Here is a 23747-nt window from a genome sequence, read left to right as displayed (position 1 = left end):
TGAAAAACCGGCTTGGCCGGCTCGCCGCGTGTACCATCGGGCATGCCGCGAAACCGAAAGCGCTGGCGCTCGCCGGCACCGTGCTTATGTCGTCGATTTCCGCCTCCGCGCTGCCGGCCTTCGCGCAGGATGCCGCCAAGCCCAACATCCTCGTCATCTTTGGCGACGATATCGGCCAGACCAATATCAGCGCCTATTCCTTCGGTGTCGTCGGCTACAAGACACCGAATATCGACCGGATCGCGCACGACGGCATGATGTTCACCGATTACTACGCCGAAAACAGCTGCACCGCCGGCCGCTCTACCTTCATCACCGGCCAGACCGTGCTGCGCACCGGCATGTCCAAGGTGGGCGTTCCCGGCGCTCCGGTCGGACTCCAGGACCGCGACGTGACGATCGCCCAGGCGCTGAAAGCCCAGGGTTATGCCACCGGTCAGTTCGGCAAGAACCACCTCGGCGACCAGGACCGTTTCCTGCCGACGGCACACGGCTTCGACGAGTTCTTCGGCAACCTTTATCACCTGAATGCCGAAGAAGAACCGGAACGCCCATACTGGCCGAAGGACGATCCGGCTTTCCTCAAGTCCTATGCCCCACGCGGCGTGCTGCACTCCTTCGCCGACGGCAAGGTCGAGGACACCGGAGCGCTCAATTCCAAGCGCATGGAGACCATCGACGACGAGACGACCGCGGCGGCAATGGACTTCATCAAGAAGCAGACGGATGCAAAGAAGCCGTTCTTCACCTGGATGAACACGACACGCATGCATCTGTTCACGCATGTGCGCGACCAGTACAAGGGCCAGAGCGGAATGCCCGGCAACGACTATGCCGACGGCATGATCGAGCATGACGGGGACGTCGGTAAACTGCTGGACCTGCTCGACGAGCTCAAGATCGCCGACAACACCATCGTCGTCTACACGACCGACAACGGCCCCAACCAGTTCTCCTGGCCGGATGCGGCGACCACGCCGTTCCGCAGCGAAAAGGACTCGAACTGGGAAGGCGCCTTCCGGGTACCGGCAATGATCCGCTGGCCCGGCAAGATCAAGCCGGGCGTTTCCAACGAGATGTTCTCGGGTCTCGACTGGTTCCCGACGCTTTTGGCTGCCGCCGGCGACAAGGACATCAAGGAACGTCTGCTGAAGGGTACCGACCTCGACGGCAAGACATTCAAGGTTCATCTCGACGGCTACAACCAGTTGCCCTACCTCACCGGCGAGCAGCCAAAGAGCGCACGCAAGGAGTTCTTCTACTTCAACGACGACGCCAAGCTCGTCGGCATGCGCTGGGACAACTGGAAAGCCGTCTACTGCGAAATGCGCAAGCCGGGAGGTTTCGACGTCTGGCAGGATCCCTTCACCTGCCTGCGCGCACCGAAGATCTTCAACCTGCGGATGGACCCCTATGAGCGGGCGGACATCGTCTCCGATCAATACAACGACTGGCGAACGAAAAATGCCTATCTCTTCGCCCAAGCGGTCGGGAAATCCGCCGCGTTCCTCGAAACCTTCATCGAGTATCCGCCAAGCCAGAAGCCGGCAAGCTTCTCGGTCGATCAGATCGAAGAAAGCGTGCACCAGAAGATCGACGAGATCCTGGCGAAGTCCCAACCTGCCCAATAACACTCTCGAAGGCGGCGCCTGGTGTGCCGCCTTCTCTTCCTGCCTTTGTTAAGAGATGGCGTGCCGCAATGACGAAGACCGTTCCGCCCGCTCGATCGGTGATTTTCGAGGAGTCGAATGAGGGCACCTCGGCGGCAAAGCGGACGCACATCGCTCCGGCAGCCGCGGCATTCCTGCTCTTCCTCTCCGGCACCGCCGCTCTGGTCTTCCAAGTTCTCTGGATCAAGCAGCTTTCGCTGGTCACCGGCGTCGATGTCTATGCGGTCAGCACCGGGGTCAGCGCCTTCTTCCTCGGCCTTGCGCTCGGCAGTTTTGTCCTTGGCCGTGCCGGCGACCGTTCCCGCCAGCCGCTCCGCCTCTATGCCCTGCTTGAAACCGGGGTCGCCATACTCGGCGCCGGCGTCACCTTCATACTTTCCAGAATCGCGCCGGTCTTCGTCGCGATTGAGGGCACCAGCCCGCTCGCCGCCTGGGCCCTGCTGGTCCTGATCGTGGCGACGCCAGCCTTCCTGATGGGTGGCACCCTGCCGGTCCTGCTGCGGGCGCTAAACGCCTCAGCAGGCAGCGTCGCCGCGAAGGGCGGCAGGCTCTATGCCGCCAATACGCTCGGCGCGATCGCCGGGTGCCTGGCGGTCTCTTTCGTTCTCATTCCCGCCCTCGGCGTTCAGGCGACAGGGCTTGCGGCAGCGGGGCTCGGCCTTGTCGCCGCAGCGATCGCGCTTTCCCTGAATGTGCCTATCGCCCGGGAACCTGTTCAAGGGACACTCCCTGGGGAAACGCGTAGCGCTAACGGTTCGCGGCTGGCGCTTGTCCTCTATGCCATCGCCGGCGGTATCGCCCTTGGCTATGAAGTGGCCTGGTCGCAGGCGATCGTGCAGTTCATCTCCACCCGCTCCTTCGCCTTTTCCGTGGTGCTTGCCACCTATCTTTCTGGCCTTGCCCTCGGCGCCGCCCTTTTTGCGCGCCGGAGCGAGCGCCTGTCCGACCCCTGGGGGGCCTTCGGCTTGTTGATCACGCTCGCCGGCCTGGTGGCGCTCGCCGAACTTGCGCTGCTTGGCCCCTGGCTGACGGCGCTGCAGACCAGCGCTGAGGCCGCCGTCGCCGACGTCACCGGTAGCATCTTTGCCGGCATGTGCGCGCGCTTCCTCGTCGCCGCACTGACGATCGTCTTTATCCCGACGCTGATCCTCGGCGCCGCCTTCCCGGTCGCCCTCGGGCTCGCCGTCGACCCTGAACACGCCGGCCGCGACACCGGCCGGGTTCTTGCCTTGAACACGCTCGGCGGCATTTTCGGCACGCTTCTGACCGGCTTTGTGCTGATCCCGTCTCTCGGTATCGTCAGAAGTTTTTCCGTCCTCGCCATTGCCGCAGCCGCAATCGGGCTCGTCGCCGTCAGTCGCGGACAGGGCGGCTGGATGGGCCGGCGGCTACTCGCACCGGCTCTCGGCACCCTCACCGTGCTGATCGCCGTCATCGTGCCGTCGGATCGGCTGGCGAGCCTGCTCAACCTTTCGCGCGGCAATGGCACGATCGTTTCCTATGAAGAGGGTCTCGGCGCCACCGTCGCCGTCATCGAACAGGGGCAGCCCGACCGCCGTTTCCGCCGCCTTTACATCCAGGGCGTTTCCAACACCGGCGATGCCATGCCGTCGCTGCGCTACATGCGGCTGCAGGCGCTACTGCCGCTCGTCATCCACAAGGGCGAGCCGAAATCGGCTCTGGTCATCGGTCTCGGTACCGGCATCACCGCCGGTGCGCTGCTCGCCTATCCCGGCCTCGACCGGCGCGTTGCCGCCGAACTCCTGCCCTCGGTCGCCCGCGCCTCGACGCTCTTTGCCGGCAACTTCAATGCGGCTGGCGATAGCCGTCTCGACGTGCGCGTAGCCGACGGCCGGCGCGAACTGATGCGGAGCCAATCCCGCTACGATCTGATCACGCTCGAACCGCCGCCGCCCTCGGCCGCCGGCGTGGTCAACCTCTACTCGTCCGACTTCTATCGCCTGGCGCGTGAGCGCCTCGCGCCGAACGGGCTTGTCGCGCAATGGCTGCCGATCGCCACTCAGAACGACGAGGACACCCGCGCGCTCGTGCGCAGCTTCCTCGACAGTTTCCCGCATGCGACGCTCTGGTCGACCGAACTGCACGAGATGCTGCTCATTGGCTCCATTGAGCCGCAGGAGCTTGACGCTTCCCGCATTGCCGCCCGGCTCGCCGACCCGACGCTTGCAGCAGCGCTTCGCGACGTCGGCATTTCCGGACCGGCCGACCTGCTCGCGACCTGGATGTCCGATCGCACCGGGTTGGAGCGCTATGCCGGTTCGGCCCTGCCGGTCACCGACGACCAACCGCGGATCGAATATGCAAGCTGGGTTCGCCCCGACGAGTTGCAGCGCACGCTGCCGGCCCTGGTTGCCCTCCGCAGCAAGGCTCCGCTTCTCGGCGCGGACCCGGCGTTCGACAAATCCGTGACGGATGCCCACAACCGGCTGATGCTGTTCTACCAGGCCTCGCTGAATGCCTATGCCGGCTACCGCGACGAGTGGGCGCGCGACATGGAATTGCTGATGCGCGTAGAGCCGACCAATCCCTATTACCGCTGGTTCGTTTCAAGCAGCGAGCGCTGACGGCACAGCGCCGATTCCGGGCGCTACACCACGCGGCTATGCATATTCCCCAAAAAGCGGGAATGATTCCTGCGCGGTCGGAGATTGGCGCAAAATATTTGCACAGCATTCGATCGTTCCGGTACGGATTTGCAACACGGAAGCATCGACAGCGTAGTAAACTGCCCCTGTTCTTCTGCCCCTAGGCAGACAGGGAGGCATTGCATGGAAAAGACGGACAATCAAAACGCCGACTCGCGCGTCGCGATGGATGGCGAGATCGGAATTCTCGCGCGCCGCCGCATCGAGGCCGGCATCATCGCGCCAATCTATGAGGCGATGCGCGAGGAGATCGGCGAGGAGCGCGCCCAGGCGATCCTCGACAAGGCGATCACCAAGGCCGCGATCGAGGCGGGCCGGACCTTTGCCGCCAAGACACCCGGCGGCACCAACCTGCGCACCTTCCAGGAACTTCAGGATCTCTGGACCCAGGACGACGCGCTGGTCATCGAGGTCACCAAGGCGACGGACGAGGAATTCCACTACAACGTCAAGCGCTGTCGCTACGCCGAGACCTATCGCGAGATGGGCCTCGGCCATATCGGACACCTGCTGTCCTGCAACCGCGACGGCGTCTTCTGCACCGGCTACGACTCGCGCATCACGCTGGAGCGCACCCAGACTGTAATGCAGGGCGCCTCCCATTGCGATTTCCGCTATCGGCTCAACAAGGACGCGCCGGAGCAGCAGAAATGAGCGCCGAAGCCATGCGCAGCGAAACCAGCCGCATCAACACGCCGGCGACAAGCGGCGACCGGCTGTGGGCCGACATCGTCTCGACCGCGCGCTTCGGTGCTGCGGACAAGGGCGGGGTCACGCGGCTGACATTGACCGAGGAGGATCGTGAAGTCCGCGACTGGTATGTCGCGGAATGCCGCGCGCTCGGCTGCACGGTCGAGATTGACCCCATCGGCAACATCTTTGCGACCTATGCCGGCGAGGACATGTCGCTGCCGGCGATCGCCGTCGGCAGCCATCTCGATACCCAGCCGCAGGGCGGCCGCTTCGACGGCATCCTCGGCGTGCTCGCCGGTGTCGAAATCCTGCGCACCCTCAAGGAAAGCGCCACCCGGCTTCGCCATCCGCTCGTGGTCGTCAACTGGACGAACGAGGAAGGCTCCCGCTTCTCGCCGGCAATGCTGGGCTCCGGCGTCTTTGCCGGCGCGCTGGCGCTCGATGACGCCCAGGCGCGCACCGACCGCGAAGGTGTCACGGTCGGTTCGGCGCTCGATGCGATCGGCTATCGCGGCAAGGCCAAGATCGATCCGGCTTCCTTTGCCGCCTATGTCGAGCTCCATATCGAGCAGGGGCCGCTGCTCGAAGCGTCGGCGACCGAGGTCGGTGTCGTCACGGGCATCCAAGGGCTGCGCTGGTTCGATGTCACCATCACGGGCACGGAGGCGCATGCGGGCAGCACGCCGATGGCGCAGCGCGACGATGCACTTGTTGCGGCGGCCGAAATCGTCCTTGCCGTCCGCGACATCGCCCGTCAAAACCCGCCGGGTGTCGGCACTGTCGGTTTCGTCGAGGTGGGGCCGAATTCGCGCAATGTCGTGCCCGGTTCCGTTCGGCTCCAGATCGACATGCGCCATCTTTCCGAGACGGGGCTCAATCAGATGCAAGCGGCCCTTGAAGACGCTGTCTGCAAGACTGGGCCAGGTGTCGCCTTGAACCACATCTGGTCGAAGGCGCCTGTCGTTTTCGATCCGGCGATCGTGAACGCCGTGCGCGCCAGCACGGAAGCGCTCGGCTATTCGGCGACCGACATGGTCTCCGGCGCCGGGCATGATGCCGCCCATATCGCGACAATCACCCCGACTGCCATGATCTTTGTGCCATCCAAGGACGGGCTCTCGCACAACGAGGCGGAATATACCGCGCCCGAGGAATGCGCCCGCGGCGCAGAAGTGCTGTTCCAGACCATTCTGGAAATCGACCGCCGCTAATCATCAAGACAAAACACCCACGGCAGGATATCTGCCGTGGGTGTTTCATTCTCTTGCCCGCCGCGGGCCTTAGCCGCGCTGCGAGTCGAGCTGTTCCTGATCCTTCTCGACCTGCTGGGCCTTGAGGTAGCTTTCGATCAGCAGCTGATATTCCGGGAAAATCTTGGTGTAGATCTCGGCCCACTGCTGGGCGTCGTCGCGGTGCCATGTGCGCTGCAGTTCGGAGGCGACCGCTGCCGTATCCATCGGCACCACCCCGGCCTGAACGACACGGGCAAGGGTAATCTCCTCAGCCATCTTCGAGTAGGTGCCCGAAGCGTCGACGACCACGAAGACCTTGTAGCCGTCATGCACGGCGCTGATCGCCGGGAAGGCCATGCAGACGCTGGTGATCGTGCCGGCGATGATCAGGGTCTTGCGGCCGGTTTCCTTGACGGCGGCGACGAAGTCCGGATTGTCCCAGGCGTTGATCTCGCCGCGGCGGGCGACATACTTGGCATGCGGGGCATTGGCATGGATTTCCGGGATCAACGGGCCGTTCGGGCCCTGCGGCACGGAGGCCGTGGTGATGACCGGCATTTTCGTCAGCGTCGCCATGCTGGCAAGCGCTGCCGCATGGGCCCGAAGCTTCGGCATCGGCATGTCGTTGACGGTCTGGAACAGGCCGCTCTGGTGGTCGATCAAAAGCATCACCGCATCATCGGGATCGATAACCGGGCGCTGTCCGTTGAAGTTTGCAGGTGTCATGGTCTTGCTCCTTGCTGGCTTGATTGCATGGCTGCATTCGGGAAGCAGGCATGCGTTCGGGTTCCCCGAAGCGCATGCGCTTCGGCGTTGGGATTGAGGGGCGGCACCGCCCGGTCTCCTGTTCAGTCGTGGTTCATTCCGTGTTCGCGATGCGGTCTCGCGCGGCTAAACGCTCGCGATCTTGCCGAATCGACCGGACTGGAAGTCCGTCATCGCCTGCCTGATTTCCTGTTCGGTGTTCATGACGAAGGGGCCGTACATGGCGACCGGTTCGTCGATCGGTTCGCCGGTCAAGATGAGCGCCGTCGCATCCGAATTGGCGTCCAGCGTAATGCCGCCCCCGTCGCGGCCGAAGAGAACGAATTGCGCCTCTCCCACAAGATCGCTACCGTTGACGAGCACATTACCGCGCAGGACCGCGAGGCCGAGCGAATGGCCCTCGGGTAGATCGAGGCTGAGCGAGCCTCGCTGCTTCAGGCGCAGGTCCCAGAGGTTGATTGGCGTGAAGGTGCGCGCCGGCCCTTGCGTTCCGGCGTAGCTTCCGGCGATCACCCTGAGCGATCCCGCACCATCCGGCAGGCTGACCGTCGGAATGTCGCGATCGAGCAAGGTCTGGTAGCCGGGATCGACACTCTTGTGGGCGGCCGGCAGGTTGACCCAGAGCTGCACCATTTCGAGCGTGCCGCCTTCGCGTGTGAAGCGCTCCGAATGGAACTCCTCATGCAGGATACCGCCCGCAGCCGTCATCCATTGCACGTCACCCGGACCGATATGGCCGCCATTGCCGGCGGAGTCGCGATGGTCGACCTCGCCCTGGTAGACGATCGTCACCGTCTCGAAGCCGCGGTGCGGATGCACACCGACGCCGCGCGGCGTGACACCAGGGGCAAAATTCATCGGCCCAGCATAGTCGAGCAGAAGGAACGGGCTCACATGATCGCCGGCGCGGTCGCGCGCCAGCAGCGAACGGACCGGGAAGCCATCACCAACCCAATGCGGATGCGCATTCCCGAAGATGCCGAGTATCTTTCTCATGGCTGTTTCTCCTTGGTCTCGCCATGTCAGCGAGAGCGTTGGAGGGAAGATACGTCTGCACCAAATCTGGCGGTAGACAGCCATATCGGTCTACAGTGTCCTGAAAACAGGACAAACGCCCATGCAGGATTTGAACGATCTCAAGCTGTTCGTCGACGTCGTCGAACAGAACGGCTTTGCCGCCGCGGCCCGGAAACTGAACATGCCGCGCTCGCGCCTGAGCCGTCGCATCGGCCTTCTCGAAGCGCGCCTCGGGGTGCGGCTGGTGCAGCGCTCGACGCGCCACTTCGTCATCACCGAGATCGGACGGGAATATTACCGCCACTGCGTCGCCATGCTGGTGGAGGCCGAGGCGGCGCAGGAAATGATCGACCGCACCCGTTCCGAACCGCAGGGCGTGGTTCATGTCAGCTGCCCGTCGTCGGTCGTCTATTTCCAGGTGGGCGAGATGATCGCGCGCTTCATGGCCGAATGCCCGAAGGTCGAGGTGGTGCTCGAAAGCACCAATCGCCGCGTCGACGTCCTGCGCGAAAGCATCGATGTCGCCATCCGCGTGCGCTTCCCGCCGCTCGAGGAAAGCGATCTCGTCGTCAAGCGGTTCGCCGAGAGCAAACAAAGGCTGGTCGCCAGCCCCAGGCTGCTTGCCGGTTTGAGCAACCCGCCGGCACCGGCGGATCTCGGCGGCCTGCCGAGCCTTGCCTGGAACCCCGACCGCCAAAGCCACGACTGGCGGCTCGACGGTCCCAACGGCGCGACCGCGATCGTCCGACATCGGCCACGCCTCGTAACCGAAGACATGGTGGCCCTGCGGCTCGCCGCGCTCAACGGCGTCGGCATCTGCCAGCTGCCGACCATGGTCGTGCGGCAGGACCTGAAGGACGGCACGCTTGTCGACGTGCTGCCCGATTGGGCGCCGAAGGCCGGCATCATTCATGCTGCCTTCCCGTCGCGGCGCGGCCTGCTTCCCTCCGTCCGCGCCCTGCTCGATTTTCTCGGCACCGAATTTGCGGAACTCGCCCGTCTGGACGAACCCCGGACCTGATCGTCTAAAGCCGGCGGTCAGACGGCGGCGCCGGCCCGGGTCTTGAGGATCGCGGAAAAGCGCGGATCGAAGGTCCGGCTGATCGGCTCGGCGGCAGCGCCGATCGCCACCGCCCAGGGGTCGGTGAAGCCGACCTGCAGCCGAGGAAGTGTACGGTCTCGCCGGTCGGCGATCGACGGAAGCAGCGGCATCATCGCGTCGGTCAACAGGCGCGCAAGGCCCGGCGGCAGGCCACCGCAGAGGATCACCGTCTGCGGGTCGAAGATCGTTTCCAGCGCCTGAACAGCCGCGCGCATTTCAAAGGCAGCGGCGTCGATCCACCGCAGCAGCCTTTGGTCGGGGCTCTCTGCCACAGCATCGATGCGTGCATAGAGGTCCGGATCGGCCGGGTCGAGGTCGAGAAGCTTGCACAGCGAAGCGATCGAGGCGCGGTGTTCGAGCGGCATGCGCTCGTCGGAGCTGGCCCCGCGCGGCAGGCTGAGGATCATGCCGATCTCGCCGGCATTGCCGTTCGCGCCGCGATAGAGTTCGCCGTTGAGGATCAGGCCCGCGCCGAGGCCATAGCCGAAGTAAATGCAGATCGCATGATCGACGCCATGCGCCGCCCCGACCATACGCTCGGCGGTGGCGGCTGCAGCGGCGTCATTCTGCAGGCCGACATCGAGCCCGGTGCCCGCGGCAAGCGTTTCGAGCAACGGAAAGTTCTGCCAGGCGGCCATCATCCAGGGGTCGTCGGCATCGGCCTCCACGCCGAAGGGACCCGGCATGGCAGCACCAAGCCCGACCAGGCGATCCTCCGAATGCGGCGCAAGCGCCGTCAGGTCACGGCGGGTCTTTTCGATCAGCTCCAGGATGGTCCTGACCCCGGTCGCCGGCCCGCCGGCCGGCAGGTTGGCCTCGCCGCGGGCGAGCACCCGGCCGACGAGGTCGACCGCGATCGTACGCGTCACGTGCCGGTCGATCTGCAGCCCGATTGCGAACGCGCCTTCCGGCACCAGCCGGTAGGGCGTCGAAGGCTGCCCGCGGCCATTACGCACTGCTTGCAGTGACTCGACCAGCCCGTCGCGCTCCAGATCCTCGATGATGTTGGAAACGGTCTGCTTCGTCAGCGCCGTCGCGCGGGCAAGTTCCGCGCGGGACAATTGGCCGTTCAGTCGCAACGCGTCGATCATGACGCGGCGGTTATGCGCGCTCGTCCCCTCCTGATTGGTGCCGCTCTTCGCCCGGATCAGGCGCATATCGTTCATCCAAAAACCCCTCTTGACACTGTTAGAATATTGAACAAAAAATAAGTCAAGACAATTGACTTAATAGAAGCCGAAAAGAGCTTCGGGGGAACGACAGCGGCGGCAGGACCGACCGCGAGCGCTCCAATTGTTATGTCGACAGCCGCTTTGTGAAGAGCGGACTTCTCGCATGCGGCGTGCCGCATAAGGCATGCCGGGAAATCTGAAACGCTTATGTCATTGGGAGGTAGGAATGTTGAAATCCATAAGAACGACGCTGCTTTGCGCGACCCTTGCCGGCGTCTCATTCGCTGGCCACGCGCATGCTGAAACGACGCTCAACGCACTGTTCATGGCGCAGGCCGCCTATAGCGAGGCGGATGTACGCGCCATGACCGAGGCCTTCACCAAGGCCAACCCGGATGTGAAGGTCAATCTCGAATTCGTTCCCTATGAAGGCCTGCACGACAAGACCGTGCTGGCACAGGGCTCCGGCGGCGGCTACGACGTCGTGCTCTTCGACGTGATCTGGCCGGCCGAATATGCCGCCAACAAGGTGCTCGTCGACGTCACCGACCGCATCACCGACGAGATGAAGTCCGGCGTGCTGCCCGGCGCCTGGACGACGGTCGAATATGACGGCAAGCGCTACGGCATGCCCTGGATCCTCGACACCAAGTACCTGTTCTACAACAAGGAAATCCTGGAGAAGGCCGGCATCAAGGCACCGCCGAAGACCTGGGACGAGCTTGCCGAACAGGCCAAGGTCATCAAGGACAAGGGTCTGCTCGCAACCCCGATCGCCTGGAGCTGGTCGCAGGCCGAAGCCGCGATCTGCGACTACACCACGCTTGTCAGCGCCTATGGCGGCAAGTTCATCGATGGCGGCAAGCCGGCCTTCACCTCTGGCGGCGGTCTCGACGCGCTCAACTACATGGTGACGAGCTACACCTCGGGCCTGACCAACCCGAACTCCAAGGAATTCCTGGAGGAGGACGTGCGCAAGGTGTTCCAGAACGGCGAAGCCGCCTTCGCTCTCAACTGGACCTACATGTACAACCTCGCCAACGATCCGAAGGAAAGCAAGGTCGCGGGCAAGGTCGGCGTCGTGCCGGCACCGGGCGTGGCCGGCAAGAGCGAAGTCTCGGCTGTCAACGGCTCGATGGGCCTCGGCGTCACCTCGACCAGCAAGAACCCGGACGATGCCTGGAAGTACATCGTCTACATGACCTCGCAGCAGACGCAGAACACCTACGCCAAGCTCAGCCTGCCGATCTGGGCCTCCTCCTATGAGGACGCCAGCGTCACCAAGGGCCAGGAAGAGCTGATCGGTGCTGCCAAGCTTGGCCTCGCTGCCATGTATCCGCGTCCGACGACCCCCAAGTACCAGGAACTTTCGACCGCCCTTCAACAGGCGATCCAGGAAGCGCTTCTTGGCCAAGCCTCGGCCGAAGACGCCCTGAAGACGGCGGCCGAAAACAGCGGCCTTTGAGCCGCCCTCCCAAGCCCCGGGCGGGAAACCGCCCGGGGACCGCGGGAATTGGCGGCGCCGCCGCAACGCTTTAACACTTTGATTTGGCGCATCATTCGCTTGGGTCGATTACGGTCCGGGGCAATATGCGATAGCATGACGGGGCTCCCTAGGCCCGAGAAGGTTTCCATCCTATGTCCGGCACCTGGATAACAACGCGCGCATGGCTGCTCATGCTGCCACTGCTGGCGGTGATGATCGCCGTCATCGGCTGGCCGTTGATCGACACGATCAGGCTTTCCTTCACTGACGCCAAGCTCGTCGGCACCGAAGGCACGTTCGTCGGCTTCGACAATTATGCCAAGATGCTTGGCGGCTCGAATTTCCAGCGTGCGTTCATCACGACGACCTGGTTCGCGGTCGTCTCCGTTACCGCCGAAATGGTGCTGGGCGTGCTCGCAGCCCTGCTGCTCAACCAGCAATTCCGCGGCCGCACGGCGCTCAGAGCCCTGATGATCCTGCCCTGGGCGCTGCCGACCGTGGTCAATGCCACGCTGTGGCGGCTGATCTACAACCCGGAATACGGCGCGCTGAACGCCGCCCTGTTGCAGTTCGGAGTGATCGACAGCTACCGCTCCTGGCTCGGCGAACCCGGTTCGGCGCTGGCGGCATTGATCGTCGCCGATTGCTGGAAGAACTTTCCGCTGGTCGCGCTGATCGCGCTTGCCGCCCTCCAGGCCGTGCCGCGAGATATCACCGCCGCCTCGCTCGTCGATGGCGCGGGGCCCTTCAACCGTTTCCGCTACGTGATCATGCCCTATCTCGCAGGCCCGCTGCTGGTTGCGCTGGTGCTGCGCACCATCGAGGCGTTCAAGGTCTTCGACCTCATCTGGGTGATGACGCGCGGTGGTCCGGCCAACAGCACCCGCACCCTGTCGATCCTGGTCTATCAGGAAGCCTTCTCCTTCCAGCGGGCGGGATCCGGCGCGTCGCTGGCGCTGATCGTCACCCTGCTCGTCACCGTGCTCGCCGTTGCCTACGCGGCCATGGTGCGCAAAGCCGCGGGAGCCTCGTGATGGAACGCCAAAGCCCACTCTTTACCGTTTTCGTCTATGCGGCAGCGCTGCTCTTGGCGGCAATCATTCTCGCCCCCATCCTCTGGCTCTTCGTCATGAGCATCTCGTCGGCCGCCGACCTCTCGGCGAAGCCGCTCAACTGGTGGCCGGAGGAAATCGACCTCTCGCGCTACCGGCTGCTTCTGTCGACGATCGAGAACAGCGCGGGTGCGGCCTTTACCGCTTCGCTGTTCAACAGCCTGAAGGTCGCCGGCATGGCGACGCTGGCAGCGATCGCGGTCGCCATTCCGGCCGCCTGGGCGGTGTCGCGCACGTCAAATGTCTCCTGGTCGCTCTATGCGGTGATCGCCACCTACATGCTGCCGCCGGTGGCGCTCGCAGTGCCGCTCTACATGGGGCTTGCCTATCTCGGGCTTCTGAATTCTGTGTTCGGCCTGGCCCTTGTCTACCTCACCATTCTGGCGCCCTTCACCACCTGGCTGCTGAAATCCGGCTTTGATTCCATCCCCAAGGAGATCGAGAGTGCCGCGATGATCGACGGCGCCCGCCTCGACCAGATCCTGAGGCTCATCACCCTGCCGCTCGCAGCACCCGTCATGGCGACATCGGCACTCTTTGCCTTCCTGCTTGCCTGGGATGAATTCTTCTACGCGCTGCTCTTCACGTCGGACCTGCGCGCCAAGACGCTTACGGTTGCCATTTCCGATCTCGCCGGCGGCCGTGTCTCCGATTACGGGCTGATCGCCACAGCCGGGGTGCTGGCCGCCCTGCCCCCGGTACTGATCGGCCTCGTCATGCAACGTGCCCTGATCTCCGGGCTTACCAGCGGCGGTGTGAAGGGATGACGGCCATGACCACTTCGGAACGCCCCGCAGGGCTCGCCGCAATCGATCGTGAAATGGCGTGGCAGGCCGCCGATGCGGTCGCCTCCGTCCGCGGCGCAGCGCCGCGCGCCGCAGAGATCGCCCGCTCGCTGAAAGCGACCGGCAAACTCTTGCTGCTCGGCATGGGCGGCTCGCATGCGGTCGGCCGCGCTGTCGAACCGCTCTACCGCGCTCATGGCATCGACGCCGTCGCCCTGCCGCTTTCAGAGCAGCTCGGCCAGCCGCTGTCGATCGAGGACAAGACGATCCTCATCACTTCGCAGTCCGGCGAAAGCGCCGAAGTGCTGCGCTGGTTCGCCGAGACCGATGGCGGAACGCCGCACACGTTCGGGTTGACGCTGGAAGGTGGCTCCTTCCTCGCAAGCAACGCGCCTTCGCTGGTCGGCGTCGGCGGCACCGAAAAGGCCTTTGCTGCTACCCGCAGCCTGACAATCAGCTTCGCCCTGCACCTCTCCGTCCTCGCAGCCCTCGGCGATGACACCGGCGAAGCGCTTTCCGCGTTGGAAAACCCGCAATCGCCGGATACGTCCGCAGCGCTTGCGGCCCTGAGCAACGTCCGCTCCGTCGTCACCTCAGGCCGTCGCCTGCAGGGCCTCGCAGAGGCGATCGGTCTCGGCTTGACCGAACTCTCGCGCCTGCCCTGTTTCTCGCTCGAAGGCGGTCAGCTCCGGCATGGGCCTATGGAAATGCTCGGCCCTTCGGTTGGCGTCGTTCTCTTCCGTGGAGCGGATGCAACCGCCGGGCTCGTTCGCGCTATGGCGATCTCGGCCGCCGAAGCCGGTTCGCCGGTCATCGTCTTCGACGCTTCCGGCGAGGCGGCGAGCGATGGTGTCACCACCATTCCCTTTGCGCCGGCCACTGGCCTCGCGGCAATCTTCGCCATGCTGCCGGTCGCGCAGTCCTTCATGATCGCCTTTGCGGCGGCCCGCGTCGAGAATGCCGGCACTCCGGTGCGCTCGACCAAGATTACCCGGAGCGAATAACGATGCGTCCTCTTGCCGTGGTCGGCAACGCCAATGTCGACCTCATCCTCGGGCCGGCGGCCCCCTGGCCGAAAGCCGGAACCGAAATCATCGTCGACCATGACGAGTTGCGCGTCGGCGGCTGCGCCGGCAACAGCGCGCTCGCCTGGGATTCGCTCGGCGTCGACTACGCAATCGCAGCCAATGTCGGCAACGACCAGTTCGGCACCTGGCTGAGGCAGGCCTTTCCCGAGCGGTCCGTGTCCTGGCCGGTCGAAAGCGTCGGCACCACGCTCTCCGTCGGCATCACCCATCCGGACGGCGAGCGCACCTTCTTCACCACGCGCGGACATCTGCCGCTCCTCACCTTCGAGGAAGTCTGGGCGATGCTCGACGGCAAGAAGCTGCGCGGCGGCTACGCGCTTCTGACCGGCTCGTTCCTGACGGACGCATTGACGGCCGAATACGATCGTTTCTTCGACTGGGCCGATGCGCACGACATTGCGGTGGCACTCGACACTGGCTGGCCGCTCGACGGCTGGACGGAGGCGAACTGCGCCGCGACCATCGGCTGGATGAAGCGCTGCCGGCTCGCGCTGTTCAACGAGGTCGAAACGACGACGCTGACAGGTGTCACCGACCCGGCCGAGGCGGCACGCGAACTCCGAAAACATATGCCCGAAGGCGCGATCGTCGTCGTCAAGCGCGGACCACACGGCGCGATCGCCATTGACGCGGAAGGCCGCCTTTCATCGTCGCCAGCACCCGTCGTCACCGTGGTCGATACGATCGGCGCCGGCGACGTCTTCAATGCAGGCTTCCTCGCGGCACTTGCCGCCGAGATGCCGCTCGAAGCCTGTCTGCGCACCGGCGTCGCCATCGCTTCCGAGGCGATCTCCACCCTGCCGCGCAGCTACGGCCAACCGCTTTCGTCCTACCTTCAGGAGACCGGCGCATGAGCGCACTTGCGATTGAGAACATTCACAAGCGCTATGGCGAAGTCGAGACGCTGAAGGGCATCGACATCGCGCTCGAAAGCGGCGAGTTCCTGGTCCTTCTCGGCTCATCCGGCTGCGGCAAGTCCACGCTTCTCAACATCATCGCCGGACTGGCGGAGCCAAGCGGCGGCGACATCCGCATCGGCGAGCGCTCAATTCTTGGCGCGCATCCGAAGGATCGCGACATCGCCATGGTGTTCCAGTCCTATGCGCTCTACCCGAACATGAGCGTTGCGCGGAACATCGGCTTCGGCCTGGAGATGCGCAAGGTTCCGGTCGCCGAACGCGAGAAGGCGGTAAAAGAAACCGCCAAGCTGTTGCAAATCGAGAACCTGCTCGAGCGCAAGCCAAGCCAGCTCTCCGGCGGCCAGCGCCAACGCGTCGCGATCGGCCGCGCACTGGTGCGCAATCCGCAGGTCTTCCTCTTCGACGAGCCGCTCTCCAACCTCGACGCCAAGCTGCGCATGGAAATGCGCACCGAGCTCAAGCGCCTGCACCAGATGCTGAAGACGACTGTCGTCTACGTCACCCACGACCAGATCGAGGCGATGACGCTTGCGACCCGTATCGCCGTCATGCGCGACGGGAGGATCGAGCAACTGGGCACGCCGGAACAGATCTACGACCGGCCCGCCACGCTCTATGTCGCCGGCTTCGTCGGCTCGCCGCCGATGAACATCTTGGATGCGACTGTTGCTCAGGGTCAGGTGACGATCGCCGGCGGTGATCAGGCAATCGCCCTGCCGTCCCATTTTCGCGGTGTGGTCTCCGATGGTCAGCGCGTCAAGATCGGCATCCGCCCAGAAGCGCTGCGGCTGGCCTCCAGCGACGAGACTGGGCCGCAATTCAAGGCGCGCGTCGAAGTGGTCGAACTGACAGGCCCAGAACTTGTCACCACGGCACGGATCGGTGAGCAGCGCATCACCGCCTGCCTGCCACCGCGCAGCTCGCTTCTGGCCGGTGACGAGCGCGCCTTTAGCATCGAGGCGGATGCGCTGCATCTCTTTGATCCGCAAAGCGGCCGGTCGCTGGCGAAAGGCTGAGCCTTTCGCGACGAACAAGAGCCGACCGTCGCTGCCGCGGCGGCCGGCCCGATCATAGCCCCCACATCAATTGAACGACGAGCTTTTCAGGAACTCCGCCAGGCGCTCGGTCTGCGGCTTCACGAACATTTGCTTCGGGTTGCCCTCTTCGCCGATGCGGCCCTGGTTCATGAAGATCACGCGCGTCGAGACCTCATAGGCAAAGCGCATTTCGTGGGTGACGAGCAGCATGCTCATGCCGTCTTCGGCAAGCCCCTTGATCACCTGCAGCACCTCGTTGACGAGTTCCGGATCGAGCGCCGAGGTCACTTCATCGAACAGCATCAGCTTCGGGTTCATTGCGATCGCCCGGGCGATCGCCACGCGCTGCTGCTGGCCGCCGGAGAGCTGGCCGGGATAGTGATCCATGCGTGAGAGCAGCCCGACACGGTCCAGCCATTTCTCGGCAACCGCCCGCGCCTCATCGCGTCCCATACCGCGGACCTTCATCAGGCCGAGCATGATGTTTCTGGCCGCGGTCATATGCGGGAAGAGGTTGAACTGCTGGAAGGCCATGCCGGTCATCGCCCGCTGGCGGGCGATTTCCTTTTCCTTCTTGCGGCGGCGTTGGCCGCCCACGGTCTCGTAGCCGATCTCCTGGCCGTCGATGCGGATCGAGCCGCCCTGGAACTCCTCCAGCATGTTGATACAGCGCAGCATCGTCGTCTTGCCCGAGCCGCTGGAGCCGATGATGGAGATGACCTCCCCTTGTGCCATGGTGCAGTCGACGCCCTTCAGCACTTCGACGGCGCCGTAGCGTTTGTGGAGGTCACGGATTTCAAGCAGTGTCTGGGTCATCGGAGCCGAAGCCTCAGGATGGGACAGCGGTCTTGCGTTCGACGTAACGGCCGAAACGCTCGATGCTGTAGTTGATGACGAAATAGAGGAAGCCGGCGAAGAAATAGAACTCCAGGCTCATGAAGCTGCGGGAGATCTGCTCCTGGGTGCGAAGCAGAAGCTCGGCGACGCCGATGATCGACAGAAGCGTCGAGGCCTTGACCATCTCGGCCGCCGTATTGACCCAGGCCGGCAGCGCCTGCCGCAACGCCTGCGGCCCGAGCACGTAGACGAAGGTCTGCGAGAATGTCAGGCCGATTGCTTTCGCCGCCTCCGTCTGCCCCTTCGGGATCGCCTGCAGGGCGCCGCGGACGAGCTCGCCGACATGCGAACTGCAGAAGACCGAGAGCGCCAGGATGCCGGCCTGGAAGGGCCCGAGATCGATACCGACGGTGCTAAGCACATAGTAGCTCGCCAGAACGAGCACCAGCACCGGCGTGCCACGGATGAAATCCGTATAGCCGCGCACGACCCATTGCACCGGGCGATAGCCATAGGTGAGCGCCAGGCCGACGAAGACGCCGAGCACCGTTCCGACGACGATCGACAGGAAGGAGATCGAGATCGAGACACCAAGCCCCTTCAGCAAGGGAATGCGGGCGAGCCAGAGCTGGTCGAGAAATGCTGGAAAATCCATGGCGATCACCTCGGCACGGAGAGACGGCGCTCGACCGCGCGCATCAAGGCGGCCAATACCGAGCAGGTGGCGACATAGAGGCAGCTCGCAACGATCCAAGTTTCGATCACCCGAAAGGTCTCGACATTGATCTTGCGCGCCTCGAAGGTCAGTTCGGGTACTGCGATCGCGGCTGCAAGCGAAGTGTCCTTGAACAGCGAGATCATCGTGCTGCTCAAGGATGGCAGGACGTTGCGCAGCATCAAGGGAAGGATGATCGAGGTGCGTATCTGCATTTCCGTGAGCCCGATCGCCAGCCCCGCCTCGCGCTGCCCCGGCGGAACTGAAAGCAGCCCACCGCGGAAGACTTCGGCGAGATAGGCGCCGGAATAGATCGCCAGCGTCAGCACGAAGCTCTCGATCTTGCCGAGCCTGACGCCGAGCTGCGGCAAGGCGAAGTAGCTGAACAGTACCAGCACCAGGATCGGCGTGTTGCGGATGACGGTCACATAGAGACCGGCCGGCTTGCGCAGGAACAGGTTTTTCGACACCAGCCCGAAAGCGGTGACGAGACCGATTAGGCAACCCACAAGGATTGCCGCGAAGGCGAGGCCGAGACTGAGCGCCAGCCCTTCGAGCAGAAGATCGAAAGAGCGCCAGACGGCGGCAAAATTCAGAGTATAGCCCATGTTTCAGCCACCCATGCCGAAGGACGGAGGACGACCCCGCAGGCGGCGGGATCGCCCCGGAGAGGCTTACTTGTACTCGACCGGGAATCCGATCTGCGGCGGAGCAAGGTCCTTGCCGAACCAGGTCTTGAACGACTTCGCATAGAAATCGAACTCGACGCCGGTCATCGCCTCGTGCAGTGCGGTGTTGACGAAGTTCAACCAGTCCTGGTCGCCGCGCTTGACGCCGCAGGCATAGGTCTGCGGGTTCCAGCCGTAGCCGGCATCCTTGTAGCGGTTGGGGTTCTGCGTCATGTACCAGGCGAGCGACGACTGGTCGGTGGCGACCGTGTCGGCACGACCGGATTCCAGCGCCTGATAGATAAGGTCGACGGACTCGTACTGGTCGACCGTCGCTTCCGGCAAGGCGGCATGCACCATGGCCTCGGCATAGACGTTCTGCAGGACGGATACGGTGACGGACGAGCCGCCGGCCTTGAGCGCAGCGTAATCGGCATATTTGCCGTCGGCCTTCAGCATCAGGCCCACGCCCTCGCGATAGTAGGGAATGGTGAAGGCGATCTGCTGCGCGCGCTCACCGGTCACCGTCATGAACTGGCAGGTGATGTCCACCTTGTTGGTGGTGATGTTCGGAATGCGGGCGTCGGACGACTGGTTGACGAACTCGATCTTCTCCGGATCGCCGAAGAGGGCCTTGGCGATGATGCGCCCCATGTCGACATCGAAGCCCTGCAGCTTGTCGTCGGCGCTTTTGAAATGCCACGGCGCATTGGTGCTGCCGGTGCCCATGACCAGATGGCCGCGGGCGATAACTTCGTCCAGCTTGCTCGCCGGCTCCTGGGCCAAGGCCGAGCCGGCCATAGCCATGACTGCGACGGCAGCCGCTGCAAAAACGGTCTTGCTCATTTCATTCCTCCCTTTTTTAGCCTCCCCACCATTATTCTATTACTATGCATCATAATCTTGAATAATGGATTGACGTATCAAAGGCCCGCGGTCATATCTTGTCAAGGGCAGTTGAGGTAGTTTCGCCCCGATCCTGCGCCGCCCAAGAGGAGTTGAGTCGCGATGCCCCTGCCGATCGAAACCCCGGCCGTTCTCGTCGATCTTGAAATTGCCAAGCGCAACATCGAGCGCTTTCAGGCCTATGCGGATGAGCACGGCATTCGCGTGCGCCCCCACATCAAGACGCACAAGCTGCCGCAGATGGCCGAGCTTCAACTTCAAGCCGGCGCCATCGGCATCACCTGCCAGAAGGTCACCGAGGCGGAGGCAATGGTTGCGGGCAGCGACCGGATCAAGGACGTGCTGATCACCTACAACATTCTCGGCGACGCCAAGATGGCGCGGCTGGAGCGGCTCAATGACCGCGTTTCGCTCTCGGTCGTCGCCGACAGCGAAACGGTCATCGACGGGCTCGCCGGCTATTTCGCCGACAAGGACAAGCCGCTGCACGTGCTTGTCGAATGCAACACCGGCGCCGATCGCTGCGGTGTCGGCTCCCCGGCAGAGGCCGCCAAGCTCGCCCGCCGGATCGAAGAGGCAAAGGGGCTCGTGTTCGGCGGCCTGATGACCTATCCGCCCGTCAACGGCCAGGCGAAGGTCCAGGCCTTCATGAGCGAGGCGAAGCAGTTGATCGAGGCCGACGGCATCACTGTCCCCGCCATCACCTCAGGCGGCACGCCGAGCATGATGCATGCCGACGGCGCGCCTGTTGCCAGCGAATACCGCCCCGGAACCTATATCTACAACGACCGCTCGCTGGTTTCGCGCGGCGTCGCCGGCTGGGACGAGTGCGCGCTGACGGTGCTTGCGACCGTCGTCTCGGTCCCCTCCGAGAACCGCGCCATCATCGATGCCGGCAGCAAGGTGCTGACCTCGGATCTACTCGGCCTCACCGGCTACGGCCACGTGCTCGGCCGCGACGACATCCGCATCGACCAGCTCTCTGAGGAACACGGCCGCCTCGTCACCGACGGGCCAATCGGGCTCAAGGTCGGCGAGCAGCTGAGGATCGTGCCGAACCACGCCTGCGTCGTGACCAACATGTTCGACGCCGTCCATATCGTCGAAGGCGACAGGCTGAAGGATATCTGGCCGGTAGTGGCGCGCGGCCACGTGCTTTAGCCGGTCGCCATAGTTGAGCGGCGCGTTTGCCGCGCCGCCACTCTTGACGCTCCGCGCTCAGCGGACCCGGTCATAAACGAGCGCGATCTTGCCCCGCTCACCCGTCTCCTGGTGCGCAACGCGCCACGTCGTGCCCGGCAGGCCGTCCTCGAAGAGCCGCGCGCCACCTCCTGCAATCTCCAGGCAGATCAGCAGATAGGGCCTGTCGATCATGTCGGCCGAAAGGAGCGACTTGATGAGGCTGGCGCTGCTGTTGACGAGAATGTCACCTTCGCCGGACGCCTTGAGGTCTGAAACGACGTCCATCACCGATCCATTCGCGATCCGCGTGCGCTCCCAGGGAGCTTCGGTCAGCATCCTCGAAAACACCACCTTTTCCGCCACGACCAGCCCGTCCGCATAGCCGCGGTCGCGAGAGCAGGCCGCTTCGTCCCCGGCAACCGCCGACCAGTAACCGAGGAAGTCTTCGGCGTTCAGCCGGCCGAGCACGGCCGTCGTCGCCTCCTCGCAGATGCGCGCCAAATATTTCCGCCGCCGCGCATTTTTTCTGGACAGCCGCTTCGCGCTCTCCATGTATTCTGTCGTTGGTTTGGCGCGGTCGCGGAGGCGGTTGCAGGCAAACCGTTCCCGAAAAGCCCGACAAAACGATAGGACATTTCCCCATAGCTGCTTCTGGCGTCATCGGTTTACGTTGTAGCAGTCGACAAAATTGATAGTTTTATCTGGTAACCAATGGAGGTCGAAATGGTCTTTGGACGAATTACCGGAATGGTGGGACTGGCAATCGTGCTCGGAGGCCTGCAGCTGGGAGCTGCAAGTGTTGCGTTTGCCGACACGACGATCCTGAACGTGTCTTATGATCCGACACGAGAACTCTACAAGGACTTCAATGCTGCCTTTGCCGAGAAGTGGAAGGCGGACACCGGTGAGACCGTGACGATCCAGACGTCGCACGGCGGTTCGGGCAAGCAGGCCCGCTCGGTCATCGACGGCCTGCAGGCCGACGTCGTGACGCTGGCGCTCGAAGCGGACATCGACGCGATCGCCAAGGAAACCGGCAAGATCCCGGCAGACTGGAAGACGAAGTTCGAAAACAACAGCGCGCCCTACACGTCGACGATCGTGTTCCTGGTGCGCAAGGGCAACCCCAAGGGCATCAAGGACTGGGGCGATCTGGTCAAGCCCGATATCCAGGTGATCACGCCAAACCCGAAGACCTCGGGCGGCGCGCGCTGGAACTTCCTCGCTGCCTGGGCCTATGGCCGCTCCGCCAATGGCGGTGACGACGCCAAGGCGCAGGAATATGTGACCGAGCTCTTCAAGCACGTGCCGGTGCTCGATACCGGCGCGCGTGGCGCTACGACGACCTTCGTGCAGCGCGGCCTCGGCGACGTGCTGCTCGCCTGGGAAAACGAAGCCTACCTGTCGCTCGAGGAACTCGGCCCCGACAAGTTCGAGATCGTCACGCCGTCGATCTCGATCAAGGCGGAGCCGCCCGTAGCGCTCGTCGACGGCAACGTCGACACCAAGGGTACACGCAAGGTGGCGGAAGCCTATCTCGGCTACCTCTACAGCGATGCCGGCCAGAAGATCGCGGCCAAGCACTACTACCGGCCGTTCAAGCCGGCAGCGGCAGACCCGGCCGATATCAAGCGGTTCGGCGAACTGAAGCTCGTCACCATCGAAGACTTCGGCGGCTGGAAAGAAGCCCAGCCGAAATTCTTCGGCGACGGCGGTGTCTTCGACACGCTCTACAAGCCGGGCCAATAAAACCTGAACAGCGCGCGCAGCCGGCGAGCCCGGCTGCGCGCGCTGCTTCGCGTCGCGCCGGGCCGAGCCCTCGAGCGAAGCGCGTTTCATCGTGCCGCGTAAAGACTGCAAAGGTAGTGCCATTGACGGATGCGACGAAGACTGCACCCTGGCGATTTCGCCAGCCGAGTGTTTTGCCTGGATTTGGATTGTCGCTCGGGATCACGCTGAGCTGGCTGGTTCTGATCGTGTTGATCCCGCTGTCGGGTCTGGTGTTTCGCGCCAGCGGGCTCGGCTGGGCGCAGTTCGTGGCGCTGGCGCTTGATCCGCGCACGCTCAATGCCTTGAAGATCTCCTTCGGCACGGCCTTTATCGCCGCCGTTATCAATCTCGTCTTCGGCGTCATCCTCGCCTGGGTATTGGTGCGCTACCGGTTCCCCGGCAAGCGGGTGATCGACGCCATGGTCGACCTGCCCTTTGCGCTGCCGACCGCGGTTGCCGGCATTGCGCTGACGACGCTCTATGCCCCGAACGGCTGGATCGGCCAGTTCCTGGAACCACTTGGCCTCAAGATCGCCTTCACCCCCGCCGGCATCGTCATCGCCCTGATCTTCGTCGGCCTGCCCTTCGTGGTCAGGACCGTGCAGCCGATCATGGAGGAGATCGACAAGGAAGTGGAGGAAGCGGCAGCCACCCTTGGCGCCAGCCGCTTCCAGACGATCAGCCGGGTGCTTTTGCCGGGGCTCTTGCCAGCCGGCCTCACCGGCTTTGCGCTCGCCTTTGCCCGTGGTGTCGGCGAATACGGCTCGGTGATCTTCATCGCCGGCAACCTGCCTTACGTCTCCGAGATCGCGCCGCTGCTGATCGTCATCCGGCTCGAAGAGTTCAACTATGCGGCTGCGACAGCAATTGCCGCGGTCATGCTGGCGATCTCGTTTGCCATGCTGCTCCTCATCAACTCGATCC

The 23747-nt window shown here is 63.8% G+C and carries 22 protein-coding genes; 14 read left to right on the top strand and 8 right to left on the bottom strand.

Annotation, left to right across the window (positions count from 1 at the left end; all coding sequences use genetic code 11):
* Positions 1-86 precede the first annotated feature (86 nt).
* The 4 genes from IB262_RS21645 to IB262_RS21630 all read left to right on the top strand — a co-directional run bounded on the left by IB262_RS21645 (position 87) and on the right by IB262_RS21630 (position 6240).
* Positions 87-1631, top strand: coding sequence for an arylsulfatase (locus tag IB262_RS21645; RefSeq protein ID WP_060530365.1), 1545 nt, complete (start codon positions 87-89; stop codon positions 1629-1631).
* A gap of 68 nt (positions 1632-1699) precedes the next feature.
* Positions 1700-4255: a spermidine synthase gene (locus IB262_RS21640; RefSeq protein ID WP_234798801.1), complete on the top strand. Its 2556-nt coding sequence runs from the start codon at positions 1700-1702 to the stop codon at positions 4253-4255.
* 204 nt (positions 4256-4459) lie between these two features.
* Positions 4460-4990 carry an L-2-amino-thiazoline-4-carboxylic acid hydrolase gene (locus tag IB262_RS21635; RefSeq protein ID WP_192493770.1) on the top strand — a complete coding sequence of 177 codons (531 nt, stop codon included), beginning with the start codon at positions 4460-4462 and terminating at the stop codon, positions 4988-4990.
* The gene (locus IB262_RS21630) at positions 4987-6240 is read left to right on the top strand and encodes a Zn-dependent hydrolase (RefSeq protein WP_234798800.1); all 1254 of its coding nucleotides are present in this window, start codon (positions 4987-4989) and stop codon (positions 6238-6240) included. The genes IB262_RS21635 and IB262_RS21630 overlap by 4 nt, the downstream gene beginning before the upstream one ends.
* Positions 6241-6309: 69 nt before the next feature.
* Here IB262_RS21630 and IB262_RS21625 read toward each other — a convergent pair whose 3' ends face one another.
* Positions 6310-6987: an isochorismatase family protein gene (locus tag IB262_RS21625; RefSeq protein ID WP_034799134.1), complete on the bottom strand. Its 678-nt coding sequence runs from the start codon at positions 6985-6987 to the stop codon at positions 6310-6312.
* Between the two features lie 165 nt (positions 6988-7152).
* Positions 7153-8022 (bottom strand): pirin family protein, encoded by an 870-nt coding sequence (locus tag IB262_RS21620; protein WP_034799131.1) that lies wholly within the window; start codon positions 8020-8022, stop codon positions 7153-7155.
* Between the two features lie 121 nt (positions 8023-8143).
* Between IB262_RS21620 and IB262_RS21615 the strand changes: the two genes are divergently transcribed.
* The gene (locus tag IB262_RS21615; RefSeq protein WP_034799129.1) at positions 8144-9064 is read left to right on the top strand and encodes a LysR substrate-binding domain-containing protein; all 921 of its coding nucleotides are present in this window, start codon (positions 8144-8146) and stop codon (positions 9062-9064) included.
* Between the two features lie 17 nt (positions 9065-9081).
* Here IB262_RS21615 and IB262_RS21610 read toward each other — a convergent pair whose 3' ends face one another.
* The gene (locus tag IB262_RS21610; protein ID WP_034799127.1) at positions 9082-10311 is read right to left on the bottom strand and encodes an ROK family transcriptional regulator; all 1230 of its coding nucleotides are present in this window, start codon (positions 10309-10311) and stop codon (positions 9082-9084) included.
* 232 nt (positions 10312-10543) lie between these two features.
* On the opposite strand from IB262_RS21610, the gene IB262_RS21605 reads away from it, so the two are divergent.
* From IB262_RS21605 to IB262_RS21580, 6 genes are all read left to right on the top strand, one after another.
* Positions 10544-11782, top strand: a complete 1239-nt coding sequence (locus IB262_RS21605) for an extracellular solute-binding protein (RefSeq protein ID WP_034799124.1) — start codon at positions 10544-10546, stop codon at positions 11780-11782.
* Between the two features lie 173 nt (positions 11783-11955).
* The gene (locus IB262_RS21600) at positions 11956-12837 is read left to right on the top strand and encodes a sugar ABC transporter permease (protein ID WP_034799121.1); all 882 of its coding nucleotides are present in this window, start codon (positions 11956-11958) and stop codon (positions 12835-12837) included.
* Entirely contained in the window at positions 12837-13682 is an 846-nt protein-coding gene (locus IB262_RS21595; protein WP_034799119.1) for a carbohydrate ABC transporter permease, read from the top strand. Before IB262_RS21600 ends, IB262_RS21595 begins: the two co-directional genes overlap by 1 nt.
* Positions 13679-14704: an aminotransferase gene (locus IB262_RS21590; RefSeq protein WP_034799117.1), complete on the top strand. Its 1026-nt coding sequence runs from the start codon at positions 13679-13681 to the stop codon at positions 14702-14704. The genes IB262_RS21595 and IB262_RS21590 overlap by 4 nt, the downstream gene beginning before the upstream one ends.
* Positions 14705-14706: 2 nt before the next feature.
* A complete protein-coding gene (locus IB262_RS21585) occupies positions 14707-15642 on the top strand; it encodes a carbohydrate kinase family protein (protein ID WP_034799113.1) in 936 nt (311 codons plus the stop codon).
* Positions 15639-16724: an ABC transporter ATP-binding protein gene (locus tag IB262_RS21580; protein WP_034799110.1), complete on the top strand. Its 1086-nt coding sequence runs from the start codon at positions 15639-15641 to the stop codon at positions 16722-16724. The genes IB262_RS21585 and IB262_RS21580 overlap by 4 nt, the downstream gene beginning before the upstream one ends.
* A 66-nt stretch (positions 16725-16790) precedes the next feature.
* Here IB262_RS21580 and IB262_RS21575 read toward each other — a convergent pair whose 3' ends face one another.
* The 4 genes from IB262_RS21575 to IB262_RS21560 form a co-directional block, all read right to left on the bottom strand.
* Positions 16791-17561: an amino acid ABC transporter ATP-binding protein gene (locus tag IB262_RS21575; RefSeq protein WP_034799101.1), complete on the bottom strand. Its 771-nt coding sequence runs from the start codon at positions 17559-17561 to the stop codon at positions 16791-16793.
* A gap of 13 nt (positions 17562-17574) precedes the next feature.
* Complete coding sequence (locus IB262_RS21570) at positions 17575-18237, bottom strand: amino acid ABC transporter permease (RefSeq protein ID WP_034799100.1); 663 nt, start codon at positions 18235-18237, stop codon at positions 17575-17577.
* 5 nt (positions 18238-18242) lie between these two features.
* A complete protein-coding gene (locus tag IB262_RS21565) occupies positions 18243-18905 on the bottom strand; it encodes an amino acid ABC transporter permease (RefSeq protein ID WP_034799098.1) in 663 nt (220 codons plus the stop codon).
* Between the two features lie 66 nt (positions 18906-18971).
* Positions 18972-19811 (bottom strand): transporter substrate-binding domain-containing protein, encoded by an 840-nt coding sequence (locus IB262_RS21560; protein WP_060521812.1) that lies wholly within the window; start codon positions 19809-19811, stop codon positions 18972-18974.
* A 162-nt stretch (positions 19812-19973) separates the two neighbouring features.
* Between IB262_RS21560 and IB262_RS21555 the strand changes: the two genes are divergently transcribed.
* Positions 19974-21032 (top strand): D-TA family PLP-dependent enzyme, encoded by a 1059-nt coding sequence (locus IB262_RS21555; RefSeq protein WP_034799096.1) that lies wholly within the window; start codon positions 19974-19976, stop codon positions 21030-21032.
* 57 nt (positions 21033-21089) lie between these two features.
* Here the strand turns inward: IB262_RS21555 and IB262_RS21550 are convergent, their stop codons facing one another.
* On the bottom strand, positions 21090-21605 hold the full coding sequence (locus IB262_RS21550; RefSeq protein WP_082584657.1) for a dihydrofolate reductase family protein: 516 nt from the start codon (positions 21603-21605) through the stop codon (positions 21090-21092).
* Positions 21606-21776: 171 nt separating this feature from the next.
* On the opposite strand from IB262_RS21550, the gene IB262_RS21545 reads away from it, so the two are divergent.
* Positions 21777-22802, top strand: a complete 1026-nt coding sequence (locus tag IB262_RS21545; RefSeq protein WP_034799702.1) for a sulfate ABC transporter substrate-binding protein — start codon at positions 21777-21779, stop codon at positions 22800-22802.
* Positions 22803-22918: 116 nt separating this feature from the next.
* The coding region (gene cysT / locus IB262_RS21540) for a sulfate ABC transporter permease subunit CysT (RefSeq protein WP_192493769.1) at positions 22919-23747 on the top strand (829 nt) is incomplete at its 3' end.

It is taken from the genome of Ensifer sp. ENS02, from assembly GCF_014851885.1.
GTDB lineage: Bacteria > Pseudomonadota > Alphaproteobacteria > Rhizobiales > Rhizobiaceae > Ensifer > Ensifer adhaerens.
This window is presented reverse-complemented; position numbering and strand designations above follow the sequence as displayed.

What these genes read in the sequence shown, in the direction of transcription:
- IB262_RS21645 (WP_060530365.1), top strand. Translation starts at nt 87, where the DNA reads ATGTCGTCGATTTCCGCCTCCGCGCTGCCGGCCTTCGCGCAGGATGCC.
- IB262_RS21640 (WP_234798801.1), top strand. Translation starts at nt 1,700, where the DNA reads ATGACGAAGACCGTTCCGCCCGCTCGATCGGTGATTTTCGAGGAGTCG.
- IB262_RS21635 (WP_192493770.1), top strand. Translation starts at nt 4,460, where the DNA reads ATGGAAAAGACGGACAATCAAAACGCCGACTCGCGCGTCGCGATGGAT.
- IB262_RS21630 (WP_234798800.1), top strand. Translation starts at nt 4,987, where the DNA reads ATGAGCGCCGAAGCCATGCGCAGCGAAACCAGCCGCATCAACACGCCG.
- IB262_RS21625 (WP_034799134.1), bottom strand. Translation starts at nt 6,987, where the DNA reads ATGACACCTGCAAACTTCAACGGACAGCGCCCGGTTATCGATCCCGAT.
- IB262_RS21620 (WP_034799131.1), bottom strand. Translation starts at nt 8,022, where the DNA reads ATGAGAAAGATACTCGGCATCTTCGGGAATGCGCATCCGCATTGGGTT.
- IB262_RS21615 (WP_034799129.1), top strand. Translation starts at nt 8,144, where the DNA reads ATGCAGGATTTGAACGATCTCAAGCTGTTCGTCGACGTCGTCGAACAG.
- IB262_RS21610 (WP_034799127.1), bottom strand. Translation starts at nt 10,311, where the DNA reads ATGAACGATATGCGCCTGATCCGGGCGAAGAGCGGCACCAATCAGGAG.
- IB262_RS21605 (WP_034799124.1), top strand. Translation starts at nt 10,544, where the DNA reads ATGTTGAAATCCATAAGAACGACGCTGCTTTGCGCGACCCTTGCCGGC.
- IB262_RS21600 (WP_034799121.1), top strand. Translation starts at nt 11,956, where the DNA reads ATGTCCGGCACCTGGATAACAACGCGCGCATGGCTGCTCATGCTGCCA.
- IB262_RS21595 (WP_034799119.1), top strand. Translation starts at nt 12,837, where the DNA reads ATGGAACGCCAAAGCCCACTCTTTACCGTTTTCGTCTATGCGGCAGCG.
- IB262_RS21590 (WP_034799117.1), top strand. Translation starts at nt 13,679, where the DNA reads ATGACGGCCATGACCACTTCGGAACGCCCCGCAGGGCTCGCCGCAATC.
- IB262_RS21585 (WP_034799113.1), top strand. Translation starts at nt 14,707, where the DNA reads ATGCGTCCTCTTGCCGTGGTCGGCAACGCCAATGTCGACCTCATCCTC.
- IB262_RS21580 (WP_034799110.1), top strand. Translation starts at nt 15,639, where the DNA reads ATGAGCGCACTTGCGATTGAGAACATTCACAAGCGCTATGGCGAAGTC.
- IB262_RS21575 (WP_034799101.1), bottom strand. Translation starts at nt 17,561, where the DNA reads ATGACCCAGACACTGCTTGAAATCCGTGACCTCCACAAACGCTACGGC.
- IB262_RS21570 (WP_034799100.1), bottom strand. Translation starts at nt 18,237, where the DNA reads ATGGATTTTCCAGCATTTCTCGACCAGCTCTGGCTCGCCCGCATTCCC.
- IB262_RS21565 (WP_034799098.1), bottom strand. Translation starts at nt 18,905, where the DNA reads ATGGGCTATACTCTGAATTTTGCCGCCGTCTGGCGCTCTTTCGATCTT.
- IB262_RS21560 (WP_060521812.1), bottom strand. Translation starts at nt 19,811, where the DNA reads ATGAGCAAGACCGTTTTTGCAGCGGCTGCCGTCGCAGTCATGGCTATG.
- IB262_RS21555 (WP_034799096.1), top strand. Translation starts at nt 19,974, where the DNA reads ATGCCCCTGCCGATCGAAACCCCGGCCGTTCTCGTCGATCTTGAAATT.
- IB262_RS21550 (WP_082584657.1), bottom strand. Translation starts at nt 21,605, where the DNA reads ATGGAGAGCGCGAAGCGGCTGTCCAGAAAAAATGCGCGGCGGCGGAAA.
- IB262_RS21545 (WP_034799702.1), top strand. Translation starts at nt 21,777, where the DNA reads ATGGTCTTTGGACGAATTACCGGAATGGTGGGACTGGCAATCGTGCTC.